Origin of the sequence: Aquimarina gracilis (genome assembly GCF_035285365.1) — a bacterium.
Lineage (GTDB): Bacteria > Bacteroidota > Bacteroidia > Flavobacteriales > Flavobacteriaceae > Aquimarina > Aquimarina gracilis.
Map to the genome: position 1 here is coordinate 187,566 of NZ_JAYKLX010000005.1, position 18,225 is coordinate 205,790.

The 18,225-nt window shown below is 34.2% G+C and carries 15 protein-coding genes and 1 tRNA gene; 11 read left to right on the forward strand and 5 right to left on the reverse strand.

Annotated elements, in window-relative coordinates:
- Positions 1-35: 35 nt before the first annotated feature.
- The 3 genes from U6A24_RS11415 to U6A24_RS11425 all read left to right on the forward strand — a co-directional run bounded on the left by U6A24_RS11415 (position 36) and on the right by U6A24_RS11425 (position 2,933).
- Positions 36-120: transfer RNA gene (locus U6A24_RS11415), tRNA-Ser, on the forward strand.
- Between the two features lie 222 nt (positions 121-342).
- A complete protein-coding gene (locus U6A24_RS11420) occupies positions 343-2,547 on the forward strand; it encodes a sensor histidine kinase (RefSeq protein WP_324180103.1) in 2,205 nt (734 codons plus the stop codon).
- Positions 2,544-2,933, forward strand: a complete 390-nt coding sequence (locus U6A24_RS11425) for a response regulator (protein ID WP_324180104.1) — start codon at positions 2,544-2,546, stop codon at positions 2,931-2,933. The genes U6A24_RS11420 and U6A24_RS11425 overlap by 4 nt, the downstream gene beginning before the upstream one ends.
- A 24-nt stretch (positions 2,934-2,957) precedes the next feature.
- Here the strand turns inward: U6A24_RS11425 and U6A24_RS11430 are convergent, their stop codons facing one another.
- The 3 genes from U6A24_RS11430 to U6A24_RS11440 form a co-directional block, all read right to left on the reverse strand.
- Positions 2,958-4,067 carry a DEAD/DEAH box helicase gene (locus U6A24_RS11430; protein ID WP_324180105.1) on the reverse strand — a complete coding sequence of 370 codons (1,110 nt, stop codon included), beginning with the start codon at positions 4,065-4,067 and terminating at the stop codon, positions 2,958-2,960.
- A gap of 74 nt (positions 4,068-4,141) precedes the next feature.
- Complete coding sequence (locus U6A24_RS11435) at positions 4,142-4,540, reverse strand: hypothetical protein (RefSeq protein WP_324180106.1); 399 nt, start codon at positions 4,538-4,540, stop codon at positions 4,142-4,144.
- A 196-nt stretch (positions 4,541-4,736) separates the two neighbouring features.
- Positions 4,737-5,627 (reverse strand): DUF72 domain-containing protein, encoded by an 891-nt coding sequence (locus U6A24_RS11440; RefSeq protein ID WP_324180107.1) that lies wholly within the window; start codon positions 5,625-5,627, stop codon positions 4,737-4,739.
- Between the two features lie 86 nt (positions 5,628-5,713).
- On the opposite strand from U6A24_RS11440, the gene U6A24_RS11445 reads away from it, so the two are divergent.
- The 3 genes from U6A24_RS11445 (at position 5,714) to U6A24_RS11455 (ending at position 10,218) form a co-directional block, all read left to right on the forward strand.
- Positions 5,714-6,469 (forward strand): outer membrane lipoprotein-sorting protein, encoded by a 756-nt coding sequence (locus U6A24_RS11445; RefSeq protein WP_324180108.1) that lies wholly within the window; start codon positions 5,714-5,716, stop codon positions 6,467-6,469.
- A gap of 74 nt (positions 6,470-6,543) precedes the next feature.
- Positions 6,544-9,612: a WD40/YVTN/BNR-like repeat-containing protein gene (locus tag U6A24_RS11450; protein WP_324180109.1), complete on the forward strand. Its 3,069-nt coding sequence runs from the start codon at positions 6,544-6,546 to the stop codon at positions 9,610-9,612.
- Between the two features lie 201 nt (positions 9,613-9,813).
- Entirely contained in the window at positions 9,814-10,218 is a 405-nt protein-coding gene (locus tag U6A24_RS11455) for a glyoxalase (RefSeq protein ID WP_324180110.1), read from the forward strand.
- 66 nt (positions 10,219-10,284) lie between these two features.
- Here U6A24_RS11455 and U6A24_RS11460 read toward each other — a convergent pair whose 3' ends face one another.
- Together U6A24_RS11460 and U6A24_RS11465 are read right to left on the reverse strand one after the other, a co-directional pair.
- Positions 10,285-11,232 (reverse strand): phosphoribosylaminoimidazolesuccinocarboxamide synthase, encoded by a 948-nt coding sequence (locus U6A24_RS11460; RefSeq protein WP_324180111.1) that lies wholly within the window; start codon positions 11,230-11,232, stop codon positions 10,285-10,287.
- Positions 11,233-11,318: 86 nt separating this feature from the next.
- Positions 11,319-12,275, reverse strand: coding sequence for a PhoH family protein (locus U6A24_RS11465; RefSeq protein WP_324180112.1), 957 nt, complete (start codon positions 12,273-12,275; stop codon positions 11,319-11,321).
- Positions 12,276-12,555: 280 nt separating this feature from the next.
- On the opposite strand from U6A24_RS11465, the gene U6A24_RS11470 reads away from it, so the two are divergent.
- The 5 genes from U6A24_RS11470 (at position 12,556) to U6A24_RS11490 (ending at position 18,163) form a co-directional block, all read left to right on the forward strand.
- Positions 12,556-13,386 carry an SAM hydrolase/SAM-dependent halogenase family protein gene (locus tag U6A24_RS11470; protein WP_324180113.1) on the forward strand — a complete coding sequence of 277 codons (831 nt, stop codon included), beginning with the start codon at positions 12,556-12,558 and terminating at the stop codon, positions 13,384-13,386.
- 21 nt (positions 13,387-13,407) lie between these two features.
- Positions 13,408-13,692 carry a putative quinol monooxygenase gene (locus tag U6A24_RS11475; RefSeq protein WP_324180114.1) on the forward strand — a complete coding sequence of 95 codons (285 nt, stop codon included), beginning with the start codon at positions 13,408-13,410 and terminating at the stop codon, positions 13,690-13,692.
- A 29-nt stretch (positions 13,693-13,721) separates the two neighbouring features.
- A complete protein-coding gene (gldG, locus tag U6A24_RS11480; protein ID WP_324180115.1) occupies positions 13,722-16,103 on the forward strand; it encodes a gliding motility-associated ABC transporter substrate-binding protein GldG in 2,382 nt (793 codons plus the stop codon).
- A 99-nt stretch (positions 16,104-16,202) separates the two neighbouring features.
- Entirely contained in the window at positions 16,203-16,949 is a 747-nt protein-coding gene (locus U6A24_RS11485; protein WP_324180378.1) for an ABC transporter ATP-binding protein, read from the forward strand.
- Positions 16,950-17,098: 149 nt separating this feature from the next.
- Positions 17,099-18,163 carry a hypothetical protein gene (locus U6A24_RS11490; RefSeq protein WP_324180116.1) on the forward strand — a complete coding sequence of 355 codons (1,065 nt, stop codon included), beginning with the start codon at positions 17,099-17,101 and terminating at the stop codon, positions 18,161-18,163.
- The last annotated feature ends 62 nt before the right edge of the window (positions 18,164-18,225 follow it).

Consider the following 18,225-nt stretch of genomic DNA (forward strand, 5'->3'; position numbering starts at 1 on the left):
AGATACAAAAAAGGTTTTATATTTGCACCCGCAAAGGAGAAATGGCAGAGTGGTCGAATGCGGCAGTCTTGAAAACTGTTGAGGGTCACACCTCCGGGGGTTCGAATCCCTCTTTCTCCGCAAAAAGCCTTGTAAACATCTAGTTTACAAGGCTTTTACTTTTAATAAAAAAATACAAGATGAATATCTTGTCCTAAATACTTTGTTTTATTTTATTTTCAGTTTTTTCTTTAATAAAATAGAATTTACTGCATTTACGGTTTCCCGCATAATAAATTGCAAATCATTTTGTAACTTTAAGTAAAATTCCCCCTTTTACGCTAACAGAAACGACCCAATATTATGCCTTTTACTGCAGAACAATTCGGAATATTGGCCGAAAAAACCTTGCACTTTCTTCTTATTTTAAAAAAAAATGGACGAATAATCGCATTCAATAATAGATGTGGTATTCTTTTCCCTATTGAAAAAAATCAAAAAGCAGCCAAATATATTACAGACTATATCATAGATGAAGATGTTAAAGTTTTTAATCGATCAATTTCGTCTCTTAATGAAAAAAATTCGATTCTTAGTGAATCATTTAGTTTCGTAACTGAAGAACAAGGTGTACTCTCTCTGAAATTTAATCTAACCTTGTATAATGATTTAATTTATGCTGCTGGAATTGACACTACAGAAGAGTACAAAGAACACAGGGCTTTAATGACTATTTCAAAGCTTACCAAAACTGGCGCTTGGTATTACAACCCAAAGAACAATGAAATGTTTTGGTCTAAAGGATGTTATCTAATCAAAGATTTGGATCCGAAAACAGAAATGACTAGAGAGTTAGGAGCAAGTTTCTATCCCAAAGAAAATAGAGGACGCGTAGAAAGCTATCTTAGTAATCTTATTAAGACCAAAAAACCGTACCAATATACCGAGAAGATTATTACTCATAAAGGCAATGAAAAATGGGTAAAAGTGGTTGCGCACCCGGTTATCTATAAAAATGAAGTGATCTATGTAAACGGAACCATTGCAGATGTTACAGATCGCCACAATTATATAGAAAAACTGAAATACAATGAAGAAACCAAACACTTGGCACTAAAAGGTATTCGGTCAGGATTATTTGACCATCATATCGAAAAAAACGAAGTTTTTTATAGTGCAGATTTTAAAAAAATGCTTGGGCTACCACTAGATCAAGATTTTGTTCCGGAGGAAAAATTCAGAAAAATGATTCATCCGGAAGATGTAGATAATGCGCTTAAAAGACATTTAGACAATCTAAAAAAAACGGGATTTCAGTACTATAATTATTATCGGCTAAGTGATAAAAAAGGAAATTATAAACATTATGAAGTCCATGGTTTTCGAAGAAAGAATGAAAATGGAGAAACCATTAGAATGATTGGAAACCTTATTGACGTGCATCAAAAAAAAATAAATGAAAAAACTATTTCGGAAAACAAAAATAGATTACAAGCTATTGTCAATAATGGATTTGCCTACACCGTGTTGCTAGACATTAATGGAAAAATTTTAATTGCAGATAAAAAGTCTTTAAAAATTATTAAAAGAGATTTTAACGTTGACCCCACTCAAACCGATTGTCAATTTATCGATGTAATGCCTATAAACTTCAAAAGTTCGTTCACTCATAACTTTAATGAAGCCTTAAAAGGAAATACTATCAAAAAAGAAACAGAACGAATTACTGCCGAGGGAAAAACCCAGTGGCTAGAAACAAAATATACCCCAATTTTTGATGACGAATACAAAATCAACTCAGTATTAATAAGTTTTCATGATATTTCTGAGCGAAAACATGCACAAAAAGCGATTACTGAAGCCCATATACGCGAACAAGAGCTTAGCAATCTAAAATCCAATATCTTATCAAATTTTAGTCATGAGATAAGAACTCCTCTTAATGGCATAATGACCATCAGCAATTTAATACTTGAAAACAAATTCTCTGAAGATAAAAAGAAGTTACTTAAGTATCTTGAAGAGAGTAAAGATCGTCTTTTGGATACCATGAACAAGTTATCCAACTTTAGTGAAATACATGCGATACATGCTAATCTTAATTTTGAAGAAGTTGATATTAATTATGTGGTAGAAACCTCTTTTAGAGAACATAAATACATTGCAGACAGCAAAGGTTTAGACTACCAATTAAAGCTTGATTCCAATAGTCCGCAAGCAAAAATCGATGTTAATCTCTTCCGCCCTGCCCTAAATAATATTATACACAATGCTATCAAATACACCAAAAACGGACGTGTCAAAATAAGCATCAGTTCTGAAGTTTCGAAAAAAAACGTTTATATTTATGTTAAAGATTCGGGTATTGGAATAGATAAAAAGGATTTTGACAAAATTTTTGAACCGTTAATACAGGGAAGTTCAGGAATAAACAGGGAATATGAAGGAACCGGTATTGGACTAAGTTTATCTAAAAGGTACATCGAAATTTTAGGAGGGAGAATAAAACTGAAGAGCAAATTAAGTGAAGGAACAAAGTTTATTATAATAATTCCAAAATGCCTATGAATATTCTTTACGTAGAAGATAATAAAATAAATGCAATGGTAATGGACAAGATGTTGTCCAAAGATGATTCTAATGTTATTATTGCAGAAAATGGTTCGCAGGCACTTAAAGTTGTAAAAGAAAAAAGCCTTGACCTTATCCTTGTAGATATTAACTTGGGCCTAAATCAAATGGATGGTTGTGAACTGTTACAACGCTTCAAAAAGCTTGAATTACTTCAAAATATCCCTGTATTTGCAGTTACAGCATATGCCATGCCCGGGGACAAACAACGTTTCTTAAATTTAGGTTTTGACAACTACTTCTCTAAACCCGTAAACTTTGACAAATTATTATCGGTTATCTCCAAAATACGAAACAATTTGGGGACTACACAAATGAATTAAAAATTGAAAAATATAATATTTTAATTATCTAATCTGGCTAAATCGTATCCCTAATTGTTTTTCCAGATCTCTAATTATCTTTACCTCAGATTTTTGTACAAGAGCCAAGGACAACCCTGTTTTTCCCGCTCTCGCGGTTCTCCCGCTACGGTGCGTATAATATTCAATTTGATCTGGTAATTGATAATGAACCACAAATGCAAGATTTGCCACATCTATTCCGCGCGCTGCTACATCTGTAGAAACCAATAATTGAAGAGTTTTGTTCCGGAAAGCCCTCATAACTTTATCTCTTTCTTTCTGAGTCATTTCTCCCTCTAGTAAACCCACTTCATAGTTTTTGGCATTCAATTGCTTCGAAAGAGTACGCCCAGCTACTTTTGTCCTTGTAAATATAATTCCCCTGCTCCCCTTTTGCGTTTTCAGGAAATACGCAAGTGTATCTAACTTTCCAGATTCTTCACCTACTACAAATTGATGATCTATACCTTTATTAACAGCATCACTTTTATCTATAGAAACTCTAATAGCACTCTTGTTAACGTAAGTATTAATTATTTCGTTTAAAGATACAGGCATCGTAGCCGAAAAAAGCCAAACATTTCGATAACCTGTAGTTTTACTTAGAATTGTTGTCAAATCTTTTTTAAACCCCATACTTAACATTTCATCTGCTTCATCCATAACAATGGTTTTTATTCTTGAAATATCGACTACCTTTCTATCCACAAGGTCTATAAGTCTTCCAGGGGTAGCAACAACAATATGTGTAGGTCTGCTAAGTCTTGAAATTTGCCTTTCTATTTTTTCTCCACCATAAACCGACTCGGTAAAGATTCTATCTGTATATTTTGTAAACTTGAAGAATTGCTTAGCTATTTGCTGACCTAGCTCGCGAGTTGGTGCCAATACTAACGCTTGTATATGATTTTTATTGATGTCAATTTTGGAGAGTAAAGGAATACCAAAAGCCGCAGTTTTTCCGGTACCTGTTTGTGCCTTACCAATAAAGTCGACATCATTATTAATTAAAACAGGGATCGCCTGTTCCTGAATTTTTGTTGGAACCGTAATTCCTATTTCCCTAAGACCTTTGTTAAAATCCTTGGACACCCCTAACTCTAAAAATGTCATAACTTTATTATTTAAGTTGCAAAAATAACCGAATATCTTAACAACCTAAATAAACTTGAAGATTACTAACATTTTTAACAAGTAATGCTCATGAAGTAAATGAAGAACTGACGTTTAAGAGTTAATCCTTTCTTATGATAGTGATGTTTATTCATGCAAAAGCCTCCAGAGCAATTAAAATCTGTACCTTCATCCGAAGAAATAATATCAATTAACGCTAACTCTTCGTCGTGATCATTATCGTAATCCAGGTACAAATACTGAAGTTCTTCTTTGTTTATATCAGAAATGTACGAAAAATCCTTCTCGTTCGCTTCGCCCAGGGTTTCAAAATTTAAGTTTTCAGCATCTGATAAAAATTCTAAATCATGGTGTTCAGCGTGATATACATGCTCAGACTCAAGCTGAGCATTCCCTAAATGAGTTATTAAGAAAAAAACCAGTAAAAATGAGGAGTGTAGAAGTTTAGTCATATAAATCAATTTAAGTCTTGGGGTAATCTTTATTTTAGTTCAAAATTATAATCTTATGCAAGAAAAACAGTAAATTCCTACAATATGTTTCTTAATTTCATCGCTAAAATACATATATAATCGTTAAAAAGCAACACAAATTTGGTTTTTAACACTTAAAATTGAAAGATAACCTTCTTCTAATTAGAGAAATACCTTAAAACAACTTGATATCGGTTGCCGAATGATCAGGAAGGCGAAGTGAGGTTCCTAGATGTTGATTCAATTCTGTAATAAGATACCTTGATAACAGCGGGGATTCTTTTTCTATGTTTTGATGAACAAAAAAGTGAATATGGTTGATCCCTTGATCTTTCCATTTTTTTAATCGTTTAACCCAATCATCCAATCTGCTATAATCTGTTTCATGATTTGCTCCCACATATCTTACAAAAGCTTCATCATTGGTAAGTCTCATGTGAAGTAAGTCTCTTCTTCCAGCGGTATCCGTTATGATATTTGAAATAGTATTCTCTTCTAAGAGATTATATAATTCATTGGCAATAGTGTCGTCATTAAACCAATCTGTGTGTCTAAATTCTACAGCCAGTCTTACCTCTTTGGGCCATTTTTCAACAAACTTAACTACTCTATCAAAGTTTTTGGGCGCAAAATTCCCATGCATTTGTAAAAAAATGGTCCCTAATTTCTCTTTAAGATGAAGCACATTCGTAAGATACTGATCTACATAAGGTTGAACATCATCATTTAATCGTTTCAAATGAGATATATTCTGAACAAGTTTTGGGAAAAACTTAAAGCCTTCTGGTGTTTTGTTATACCATTTTTTAAATTGCTCTTCAGGAAAGATTCGATAGAAGGTCGCATTGAGTTCTATACTATTAAATTGTCTTGAGTAATACTCAAGTTCGTCCTTTGTTCCTCTTGGATAAAACCCTTTTAAATCTTGTCGATTCCATTTGGCACATCCCACATACACAGACAACCTATCTGTTGCATTCTTTTTTAATACTTCAGCAGTATTTGGGTGATCTGCCGGAATTGTAAAATCTACTTGTTCTGGATATTCTACTTTACCAAATTTCATACTTTTAAAGAAAAAGGTTAATTATATGTAACAAAAATATGATTCGATTGACTAATTTTATACTAACATCATAAAAAAATACGATAATGAACGTTTTAAAATCTATTTTGGTAGCTACGATTTTGGCTATCTCAACTTCTTTTTACGCACAAACGGCGGACGAAATTATAGACAATTACTTTGAGAATACTGGAGGAAAAGAAAATTGGGAGAAATTAGAAGGCCTTGAAATGATTGGTGTCATGAAAATGCAAAACATGGAAATACCCTTTGAGCAAGTTGCTACCAAAGACGGAAAACAAGTTGTAACTATTGAGCTTCAAGGAAGCCGTATGGTATGGTCTGCTTTTGATGGTGAAACGTCTTGGCAAAGAAATCAAATGACTATGGAAGCTGAGAAAAGTGACAATGAAGCTACCGAAAACATGAAAAAACAGACTAAAGATTTTCCAGACCCTTTCTTAAATTATAAAGAAAAAGGATATACAGTCGAACTTATCGGAAAAGAAACTATAGATGGAACTGAAACTTTCAAAATAAAAATTACTAAGGATCCTATTCTTATCAATGGAGAATCAAAACCAAATATCTCTCATTACTATTTTGATACTGAAAATTTTGTTCCAATAATAGTAGAATCAGAAATTAACGAAGGGCCAATGAAAGGCCAACTGGTAAAATCATCTCTAAGTGATTACCAAGAAGTAAATGGGGTTTATTTTCCATTTACGATAAGTAATGATTTCCAAACTCTTGGTTTTAAAGAAATCAAACTTAATCCAGAAATAGATGCTTCAGTTTTCGCTTTCCCTGAAAAAGCTGCTGAAACAAAAAAAGAATAAGTATTTAAATTGTAAAGATCCCCAGAAACGATTTTTGGGGATTTTTTATTCACAACAAATCAATCAAAGCAATCATGAATAAAAAAATTTTTATTGCAGTCTGTGGTATACTTTTTTCACTAGGCATGCAAGCTCAAGATATTGTTCTTAAAGGAAAAGAACTATTTGGTAACTTAGAGGCTCGACAAATTGGTCCGGCACTTATGAGCGGTCGAATTATTGACCTTGAAAATCATCCAACAAACAACAAAATAATATATGCCGGTACTGCAGGAGGTGGTGTTTGGAAATCTGAAAATGCGGGCGCGTCTTTTGTTTCTGTTTTTGATGACCACGCACAATCAATTGGTGCTGTTGCTATCGATCCCAGTGATCCAGACAATACTGTTTGGGTAGGTACCGGAGAAATTTGGACTAGAAATAGTGTTTCTATTGGTGACGGATTGTATAAATCTACAGATGGTGGTGCCAATTGGAAAAAGATAGGCTTCGAAAATTCTGAACGCATTAGTAGTATTGAAATTAATCCAAAAAACCCTAATGAAGTTTATGTAGGCGTTTTGGGAGCACTATGGGGTGATAGTGAAGACAGAGGAGTTTACAAAACCACTGATGGTGGTAAGACATGGGAAAAAATTCTTTATGTTAACGAAAAAACCGGGGTTAATGATCTTCTTATGGATCCAACAGATCCAAATACCTTATATGCAGCTATGTGGGAGTTTAGAAGAACAGCCTGGGGCTTTAATTCTGGTGGACCTAGTAGCGCATTATACAAATCTACCGATGCAGGAAAAACCTGGAACAAAATTCACAATGGGTTTCCAAAAGGTGATCTAGGAAGATTTGCTATTGCCATAGCTCCATCTAACCCAAAAACAGTATTTGCGGTAGTAGAAAGTAAAGAAGACAAAGGATTATACCGTTCTGATGATGCAGGTGCGAATTGGAAATTGCTAAATGGGGATTTTGGCCTGGTGGTAAGACCTTTTTATTTTTCAAGATTGGTAGTGCATCCAAAAAATCCTGATATCTTGGTAAAAGGTGGATTGTTTGGTTCTATCTCAAGAGATGGTGGAAAAACGTTCAAAAACCTTGGAAATATGCACGCCGACATCCATGATATAGTTTTTGATATTGACAACCCTGAAGCTATGTATGTAGGAACCGATGGTGGTGTATATAGAAGTTGGGATGGTGGAGCTACCATGGACATGGTTGATAATTTACCCTTATCGCAATTTTATCATATTAGTGTAGACAACGAAGAACCTTATAACATCTATGGAGGATTACAAGATAATGGATCCTGGTGGGGGCCTTCTTCATCACCAGGAGGAATTGAAGCAAGAGATTGGAAACGTGTTGGAGTTGGAGATGGTTTTAGAGTATTAAGACATCCAACCAAAAGAATTATCTATTCTGAAATGCAGGGAGCCCAAAATGTTTGGCGATATGATATCGATAAAAATTACACAAAAAATGTACAACCCTTATCCATAAAAGGTGAAGCCGATTTGCGCTTTAATTGGAACGCTCCAATGGCGATAAGTACTCACCAGCCGGATCGATTTTATATGGGTAGTCAATTTCTGCATATAAGTGAAGACATGGGAGATAACTGGAAAAAGATATCTCCAGACCTTACGACAAACGATCCGGCAAAACAAGATAAAGAATCAGGAGGAATCTCTACAGATAAATCTGGTGCAGAAACTCATACCACGATTTTTACCATAGCAGAATCACCGTTAGATGAAAAAATTATCTGGGTAGGTACAGATGATGGTAACGTGCAAATAACCAAAGATGGTGGTAAGTCATGGACCAACACGGTTGCAAATATTCAAGGGTTACCAAAAAACACTTGGGTTTATCACATTGAAGCAAGTTCTCATAAAAAAGGTGCAGCTTATGCCGTTTTCGATGGACATGCCTCGGGTGATATGAATACCTATGTTTACAAAACAGAAGATTTCGGACAGACCTGGAAATCTATTGCAACAGATGATATTGTAGGTTTTGCTAGAAATATCCAAGAGGATTATGTCAATGAAGATCTTCTATTTCTTGGTACCGAATTTGGTTTGTTTATTACTATAGATGGTGGAAAAAACTGGTCTCGTTTTACCAATAATATGCCTGCAACTGCTGTGCATTTTATTGATTTACAGAAAAAAACCAACGATTTGGTAATGGGCACACATGGCCGTGGGGTGATCATTATAGATGATATCTCACCACTACGACAAATGAGTCAAGAAGTACTTGCCAAAGATGTACATTTTTTCGATACCAAACCCTTCGTCATTAAAGAAGAAAGTGGTTTTGGTGGCGGTAGTACAGAACTTCAATTTGTAGGAGACAACCCGGGGTCGAACGCCAAACTTATTTACTATCTCAAGAAAAGACATACTTTTGGAAAAATGACATTAGTCATACAAGATCAAGAAGGTAACGAAGTTGCCAGCCTTGTCCCTGGAAAGGCCAAAGGAATTAATGTAGTAGACTGGAATTTCAGAAAAAAAGCACCAAAAGTGGCCGCTGGTAAAACATTTACCTTCGGCGGATTTACGGCACCGCGAATTATGGCTGGAGAATATAAGGTAGTACTTAAAAAAGGGAAAAAAGAGTTTGTAAGTTCAATAACTGTTCAGAATGATCCAACTTCCTTAATTTCTGCCGAAGAAAGAATTGCCCATCAAAAAACTACAAAAGAGTTATTTGATGATATGGAAGATCTAGCATATTTGGTGTATAGAATCGATCAAAACATCAAGAAATCTGAAGAACTGGCCAAAAATGATCCAGCTTCCAAAAAGGTAACCGCTGCCGTTATTGAAGAATTAACTTCATTGAAGGAAACTTTGGTGGTTACCACAGGAGATAATTATGTAAACGAAGCCGAACCTCAATTAAGAGAAAAGCTTTCTGAATTGTATGGTGAAGTTGCTGGTCAATTTGAAAAACCTTCTCGTTCACAATTAGAAAATCAAGAGGTACTCGAAACCAAACTAAGTGAAGCGAAGGCTACTTATGAAAAAATCACTAGCAAACAAGTTGCCAAACTGAATAAGTATCTTGAAAAGAACGGAAAAGCTCCTATCGAGCTTTTAGAAAAAGCCAAATTTTTAAGTAAATAAATTAGAAAATAAACTTCTTAAAAAGCTCCCAAAACGGGAGCTTTTTTTAATATAAAGTTAGTATTAACTTAATTCTAAGTATAAAAACAAAGCGTACTTTGAATCGAAGTTTACAGATTGTTTATAAGTAGTTCAAAACTCTAATTGTCCCCTTGAAATTTCAATTCAACAATTGCGTATTTTTAGTAAACCTTCTTTATTATGGAAAACAGGGAATCGAATTTGTTGGCTATGCGCCCACACTTATTAAATGCAAGAGTTTCTGAAAACATGACTAATGATGAACAATTTCAGAACAAAACCATTAGACCCATTGTAAAACTTCAAGGAGATTTATTAATTGCAGTATTTAAAAACTACATTAAAAAAAGGAAAAATACTTTTTACGAATTATCACTTGAAAAGAAATTGGCTTTTATAGAAAATGCCATACAAAAGGATATGAAGTTTAGGAATAGTCTTAAGGGAATGATTATCGGGCAATTTACTGTAGAAGAGTATGTAACGTATACTCAAAATTCATCGGCTTTAAATAAGAGAATGATGAATATTGTTAAAGAGCGCCTGCAAGACAACGTACAACTTTTGGAGTACCAGGTCGCTTAAAAAAAAAAGAAGCGTTGATTTTATCAACGCTTCTTTTTTTTTAATATCATTACGTACGCAAAATGTTTAGCCTTTTAAATATTCCAGAACATTTTCTTCTATTCTTTTCTCTACTTCAGAAACGTCTGCTTTTTTAAAAGGTTCTCCGGTAATGTTTTCATAAAGCTCGATGTATCTTTCAGAAACCGAATTAATATATTCATTAGTCATTTCCGGAATTTGTTGACCTTCTTTACCTTGAAAACCATTGCTTATTAACCATTGTCTTACAAATTCTTTAGATAATTGTTTTTGTGGCTCTTCATTTTGCTGCCTTTCTTCATAACCTTCAGCATAAAAATAGCGTGAAGAATCCGGAGTATGGATCTCATCTATTAGAACAATTTTACCATCTTTTGTTTTTCCAAATTCGTATTTGGTATCTACCAAAATCAACCCTCTTTCAGCAGCAATTTCTGTACCTCTTTGAAAAAGTTTATGTGTATAATCTTCAAGAATTACATAATCCTCTTCAGAAACAATACCCTTTGATAATATTTCTTCTCGAGATATATCCTCATCATGCTCTCCATTATCGGCTTTGGTAGAAGGCGTAATTATTGGGTCTGGAAACTTATCGTTCTCTTTCATACCATTTGGCATTGGTACACCGCATAATATTCTCTTTCCCAACTTATATTCTCTGGCAGCATGTCCCGATAGATATCCTCGTATAACCATTTCAACTTTAAAAGGCTCACAAAGATGTCCAACAGCCACATTGGGGTCTGGAGTAGCCACCAACCAATTAGGAACCAAATCCTCGGTGGCTTTCATCATTTTTGTAGCAATTTGGTTTAATATCTGCCCTTTAAAAGGAATTCCTTTGGGCATCACAACATCAAATGCAGACAATCTATCTGTCGCAATCATCACCAAAACCTCATCGCCTACATTATATACTTCTCGTACTTTTCCTTTATACACCGATTTTTGATTAGGAAAATTATAATTAGTACTTGTAATTGTATTCATTTATATGCTTTGTAAGTTTTTTGAATGGGTAAATATTTTAAAACATATTACTTTATCGTAAGGTTTTAAAATTATCTTGCCCCAATTTATCCATTTCTGTTTTCAATTTCTTTATAGGCCGCAATAACCTTTTTCACAAGTTTGTGACGAATTACATCTTTGTCATCCAAATGTATAATTCCGATCCCCTGAATATTTTTAAGTACCAAGATTGCTTCCTTAAGTCCCGAAGTAACCCTTCTAGGCAAATCAATCTGACCGGGATCTCCTGTAATAATAAATTTGGCATTCTTACCCATTCGAGTCAAAAACATCTTCATTTGAGCATGCGTGGTATTCTGGGCTTCGTCGAGAATTACAAAGGCATTATCAAGGGTTCTACCTCTCATAAAAGCCATAGGTGCAATCTGAATAATTCCTTTCTCGATAAAGCTCTCGAGTTTCTCACTTGGAATCATATCACGTAAAGCGTCATATAAAGGTTGCATATACGGATCCAGCTTTTCTTTTAAGTCCCCAGGTAAAAAACCAAGATTTTCACCGGCCTCAACTGCGGGCCTGGTTAAGATAATACGCCGCACTTGCTTTTCCTTCAGCGCCTTTACGGCCAAGGCTACTCCAGTATATGTTTTTCCGGTACCGGCGGGGCCTATGGCAAAAACCATATCATTTTTATTAGATGACTCTACAAGCTTTCTTTGGTTTGCAGTTTGAGCTTTTATAATCTTCCCCCCTACACCGTGTAATAATGTTTCCCCGCTATTTGCAGAAGTTTCATAATCTGCTTTACTTTCACTAGTAAGAACACGTTCAATTATGTTTTCATCAAGTTTATTGTATTTCCCAAAATGTTCAAGAAGCATATTAAGACGAGTATCAAACTCTTCGAGCATGTCTTCATCTCCATAAACTTTCATTTTACTACCTCGTGCTACAATTTTTAACTTCGGAAAGTATTTTTTTAACAATTGAATGTTGCTATTCTGAAGTCCGAAAAACTCTCTCGGATTAATCTCTGTAAGTTCAATTATGAGTTCGTTCAAAAGCTATATTAATTTTAGTATGAATTGTTTTTTGGATTGACTAAGTTTGTTGTCCCGAAAGCATTCGGGCATATTTTAGATTTTTCAAGGGGAAACAAAAACGAAAATTTAAAACAAATCAAAATTATATGTATGATTATAGTACTGCCTGCAATAAAAATGTAATATTAAACAGTATTATTTTCTTTTTTGAAGCCAAAAGAAAAACTTTTAATAACTTCAAAACAAATTTACATATTTTTAAGCGCTTACAATTAAAAGATATTAACAATTATTGTACATGCCGATTATCACATTAACTACAGATTTTGGAATCAAAGATCATTTTGTGTCTGCGGTTAAAGGAGCAATTTATTCGGAGTTACCCGATGCCAAAATTGTCGATATCTCGCATGAAATCTCTCCTTTTCATATTACAGAAGCTGCCTATATCATTCAAAATGCTTACAAAAGTTTTCCGAAAGGAAGTATTCATATAGTTGGGATCGATAGTGAACTTAATCCAGAGAATAAACATATTGCCGTAAAACTAGATGATCATTATTTTATTTGTGCTAATAATGGATTGATCTGTTTAATAACTTCCGAATTTAATCCCGAAAAAATAGTTGAGATTAATATTCATGATGCTATTGTCTCAAATTTCCCCGTGATGGATGTATTTGTAACAGTAGCATGCCATATAGCCCGCGGCGGAACACTAGAGGTAATAGGAAAAACAATTTCTGAGATAAAAACGATTAAAGGGATTACTCCTATCGTAAATGTGGGCAATAAACAAATTGTAGGTAGTATAATCTACATAGATAACTATGGAAATTTGGTTACCAATATTACCCGTAAACTTTTTGAAGAAATAGGAAAAGGAAGAGACTTTAAGATTACAGCGCGAACAGCAGTTTTCGAAAATGTTTATGAACGCTATAGCGATGCAATCAATTTTAATATTGAAAAAAGTAAACGAGAAGAAGATGGAAAAAAATTAGCGGTTTTTAATTCTTCAGGATATCTTGAATTGGCGATTTATAAAAGTAATCCTAAAACGGTTGGAGGTGCTTCAAGCCTTTTTGGTCTTCATTATCGAGATACAGTAACTATAAGTTTTGAATAAGCACAAAGACAAACGTATAAAATGATCACACGAATTGTAAAAATGGGATTTGTCCCAGATAAAATAGAAGCTTTTTTGGAAGTTTTTGAGCAAAACAAAGATAAAATAAGAGGTTTTGATGGTTGCATGCATGTCGAATTATTGCGAGATATACACCAATCGAATCAATTTTTCACCTATAGCCATTGGGAATCTGAAGAACACCTCAATAACTACAGAAACTCTTCGTTATTCAAAGGTGTTTGGGCGAATACAAAAAATAAATTTAGTCAAAAACCCGAAGCATGGAGCGTAAACCAAATATAAACTCAAAACCTGAAAAACTTTAAATATATATGTTCGCATTAATACGAAAAGAAATAAATACCTTTTTTGCTTCTGCTGTGGGATATTTGGTGGTAGCCGTATTTCTAATTCTTAACGGACTTTTTCTTTGGATATTTAAAGGACAATACAACATTCTAGATAGTGGTTTTGCCGACCTCTCCCCTTTTTTCCAGATAGCTCCATGGGTATTATTATTGCTAATTCCGGCAGTAACCATGAGAAGTATAGCCGAAGAGAAAAAGCAAGGCACACTAGAATTACTTCTTACAAAACCAATAAAGCCTTGGCAACTGGTTTTAGGCAAGTATCTTGGGAGTTTAGCTTTAATCATTCTTACCTTAATTCCGAGTTTTCTATATATAATTACAATTCATCAATTAGGTAAACCCATTGGAAATCTTGATATTGGCAGCACAATTGGCTCCTATATTGCTTTGATTTTACTTGGTGCTTCTTACACGGCTATTGGTATATTCGCTTCATCAATTACCAAAAACCAAATCATCGCTTTTTTAATCGCTTTGTTTCTATGTTTTACAGTTTACTTTGGTTTTGGAGGCCTTGCAGACTATGTTGACTATGTTTTGGAACAACTAGGCATGCAATTACATTTTGAACGTATGAGTCTTGGTGTTATTGATACTCGCGATGTTTTTTATTTTCTTGGAATTATATTTTTATTTATAGTACTTACCATAATTTCAATTAGAAAAATTACAAAAGGTAAAAAGGTAAAAGTTATTGTACTTACATTGATTGCAGTTGTAGTTTTGAATCTTATCGGAAACTCCTATTATAGTCGTTTTGACCTAACACAAGATAAACGTTTTACCCTTTCTGAAGCGACCCAGAATCTGGTTTTGGAAACTCCAGCTCCAATAGTAATCGAAGTGTTACTAAAAGGCGATTTTCCATCAGAATTTAAGCGCCTTCAATCTGAAGTAAAACAACTTTTGGAAGAGTTTAATGCCATCAACCCTAATGTTCAATACATCTTTACCAATCCTTTGGAAGAAGAAGTGTTACGTGACGAAACAATTAATCAATTACAGCAATTTGGGCTTACACCAATGGAAGTTAGTGTTCAGGAAAGTGGAAAAACAGAAATTGAAACTATTGTACCTTGGGCAATTCTTAGTTTTCAGAATCGAAGCGTAAAAGTTCCTTTAGTCAAAAACACTATTGGTGCTACTTCTGAAGAAAGAGTAAACAATTCTATACAACAACTAGAATATGTTTTTGCCGATGGGCTTACCAAATTATTGAATCCAAAAAAATATAAAATTGCAGTATTAAAAGGTAATGGTCAATTACCTGATGCCAAAATTGCAGATTTTATCAGAACGCTACAAGAGTACTATTTTGTAGGTGCTTTTACACTGGATTCTGTAGCTGGCAGTCCACAAAAAACATTACAAGGTCTTCAAAAGTTTGATATGATTATCAATGCCAAGCCCACACAGGCCTTTTCAGAAAAAGAAAAGTATGTCCTGGACCAATTTATAATGCACGGTGGAAAATCGCTTTGGTTACTAGAGTCCACAACAATGGAGATTGATAGTTTAATGAATCCCGAAGGATCTTCAGTTGCATTAATGCAAGACCTTAGACTTGGTGATGCCTTATTTTCATATGGGCTAAGAGTAAATCCTGTTTTGGTAAACGATCTTTACTCTGCTCCTTTGGTATTGGCGTCTGGAGAAGGAAATGAAACCCAATTTACACCTTATCCCTGGTTTTATGAATCCTTAACAAAAAGTAGTAGTGATCATCCCATTGTGAAAAACATTGAATCTGTAAAATTTGAATTTTCAAATCAGATTGATACATTAAAAAACAATATAAAAAAGACAATCCTACTCACAAGTTCGGAAAAATCTAAGCTAGAAGGTGTTCCCAAAGAAATTCGTCTGGATATTATTCGCCAGAAACCCGACATGAACAGCTATTCTGAAGGAGCGCAAAATCTAGCTGTATTACTAGAAGGCAGCTTTAAATCAACCTATAAAGACCGAATAAAACCTGTAAAAATTGATTCTCACAAAGACAATAGTATTGAATCCAAAATGATTGTTATTGCCGATGGAGATATCATTAAAAACCGAATTCGAAAAGGACAACCATTAGAATTAGGTTATGATCCCTACCTCAACCTAAAATATGGGAACAAAGAATTTTTGCTCAATGCCGTAAACTACCTTCTTGATGACTCTGGTCTTATCGAAGTGCGAAGCAAAGAGATAAAAGTACCATTTTTGAATATTGAAAAAGTAGTAGATACAAGAGTATCATGGCAAATAGTTAACATCCTGGTACCCTTATTATTACTTGGGCTATTTGGATTTGTGTTTTCTTTTCTCAGAAAAAGAAAGTATAAAGAAAGTGCTTAAATTTCTATTTTTTATATTTGATAAGCACTAAATCTTAAAAACAAAAAACCTATCAATCCTGAAAGTTTAAATATTGTTCTAAAAACAGAAGATCTTTCTATTGGCTATCATACCAAAAAGGAACTTAATGTAGTCGCTGCCGATATTAACCTTAAACTATATGAAGGAGAATTGGTAGGATTGGTTGGAGCCAATGGTATAGGAAAATCTACTTTGCTTCGAACATTATCCAGAGTACAGCCCGCTTTGCATGGCAATATCCATTTGGCAGAAAAGGAACTTACCTCTTATAAACCTCTCGAACTTGCTTCAAAGTTGAGTATCGTTTTGACCGAGCAAATTGCTTCAAAAAATATTACTGTTCAAGAATTAGTTGCCCTGGGCAGGCAACCTTACACCAATTGGGTTGGTAAAATGACCGAAGATGATATTGATAAAGTTAGAAAAGCCATAGAAGTTACTCATATTGAAGATCTGGTAACCAAAAGGTGTTTTGAGCTTAGTGACGGACAGCTTCAAAAGGTATTAATTGCTCGCGCCATAGCCCAGGATACTCCTTTTATTATGCTAGATGAACCCACTACTCATTTGGATGTATATCATAAGGCTTATATTTTAAAACTATTAAAACGTCTGGCATTCGAAACCAAGAAAACCATACTTTTTTCTACTCACGAAATTGATTTTGCTATTCAGCTTTGTGATAAAATGATTGTAATGAATAAAGAAGGTTTTGAATTTGGTCGTCCCAAAGAACTGGTTCAGGCAAGGGCATTTTCTGGGCTTTTTCCCGAGGATTTGATCATTTTTGATCATAAATCCGGCAGGTACAAGGTAAGAGGATAACAAAAATATGTGAAAAAACCGTGTTTTTGAGCATTTCATCGATCAAATTCGCATATTGTGGAAAAACTGTAAAAATTTGCTGTGTTATACTTAACTGTTTTAATGGTGAAAACAATACTTTTACCCAAATTATTAAAACCAATTCTATTATGAACAAAATCTCGAAAATCAAATCGATCTTATTAATACTTGTAGCCTCTACAGTTATTTTTAGTTGTAGCTCTGACGATAATATGGATATTGAAGGAGGAAGTGGAGAAACTGCTTATGAATTAATTGTAAATACAACCAATGTGGGTAATACCGCAGAACGTGATCTCAAAATCACAACAACCTCACTTAATGCCAGTGAAAAAGTCAATGTAACTTTTACGGCAGACGAACCTATGAGAAGATTATACATTGCCAAAAGTGAAAATGGCGGTGCTATAGAACCTTTTGTATTTACCAACCAAGAAGTAGATGAAAAAGCAGATGGATCTGTAGATCTAAAAAGTGATAACAAAACGACATTTACCTTTAATATTGATTTTGACACCCCAACTACTACCGATGGAACAATTACTTATATCCTGTGGGCTACTACCGGAAGAGGTGATTTTAGAGATGTAACAAAAAGAAATGCAATCGGAGATTTCGATTTTGGAACAATCACAATTACAGCAGGAAACGGAGCAGTTGGAAATGGTGTAAAATCATATACACAAACAATCCTAGCTGCACCTCTTGACAATGAAGCTTCTGAGACTTTTATGTCTGTGCTAGATGGTAAAAAATACAAGATTTTAGATGGTGAAGAATATGCAGCTCTTTGGGATTTTGGATACTACTATGGAGCTAGCGGAAAAGCTTCTTTCGCTTCTGTAGCTAATTACCCAGCACTTTTTGACACAAATGGTGATGGGCTAGCAAACGCTGCTGTTTCTGAACTTACCGGCGTTGCTCAAGAAGAATTAAATAATTTTTATATCAAAAAGGGTAGTGCATTAGATTTTGACACAGTAACTTCAAGAGAAGATTTAAATTCTATTGCTATTCCAACTACAGAAAGAGTTAATGATCTGGCAATAGGAGATGTTTTAGAATTTGTAGATAACTATGGCAACAAAGGACTTATTAAAGTTACTGCCCTTACACCTGGAGACGGAAGTAATGGTAAAATCACATTTGATATAAAAGTACAAACATCGTCTATAACCGATTTCAAACCATAACACTTTTTTAGTTAACACTAACCGTTAATTACTATTTGAAGCTATCTGTAAAAGGATAGCTT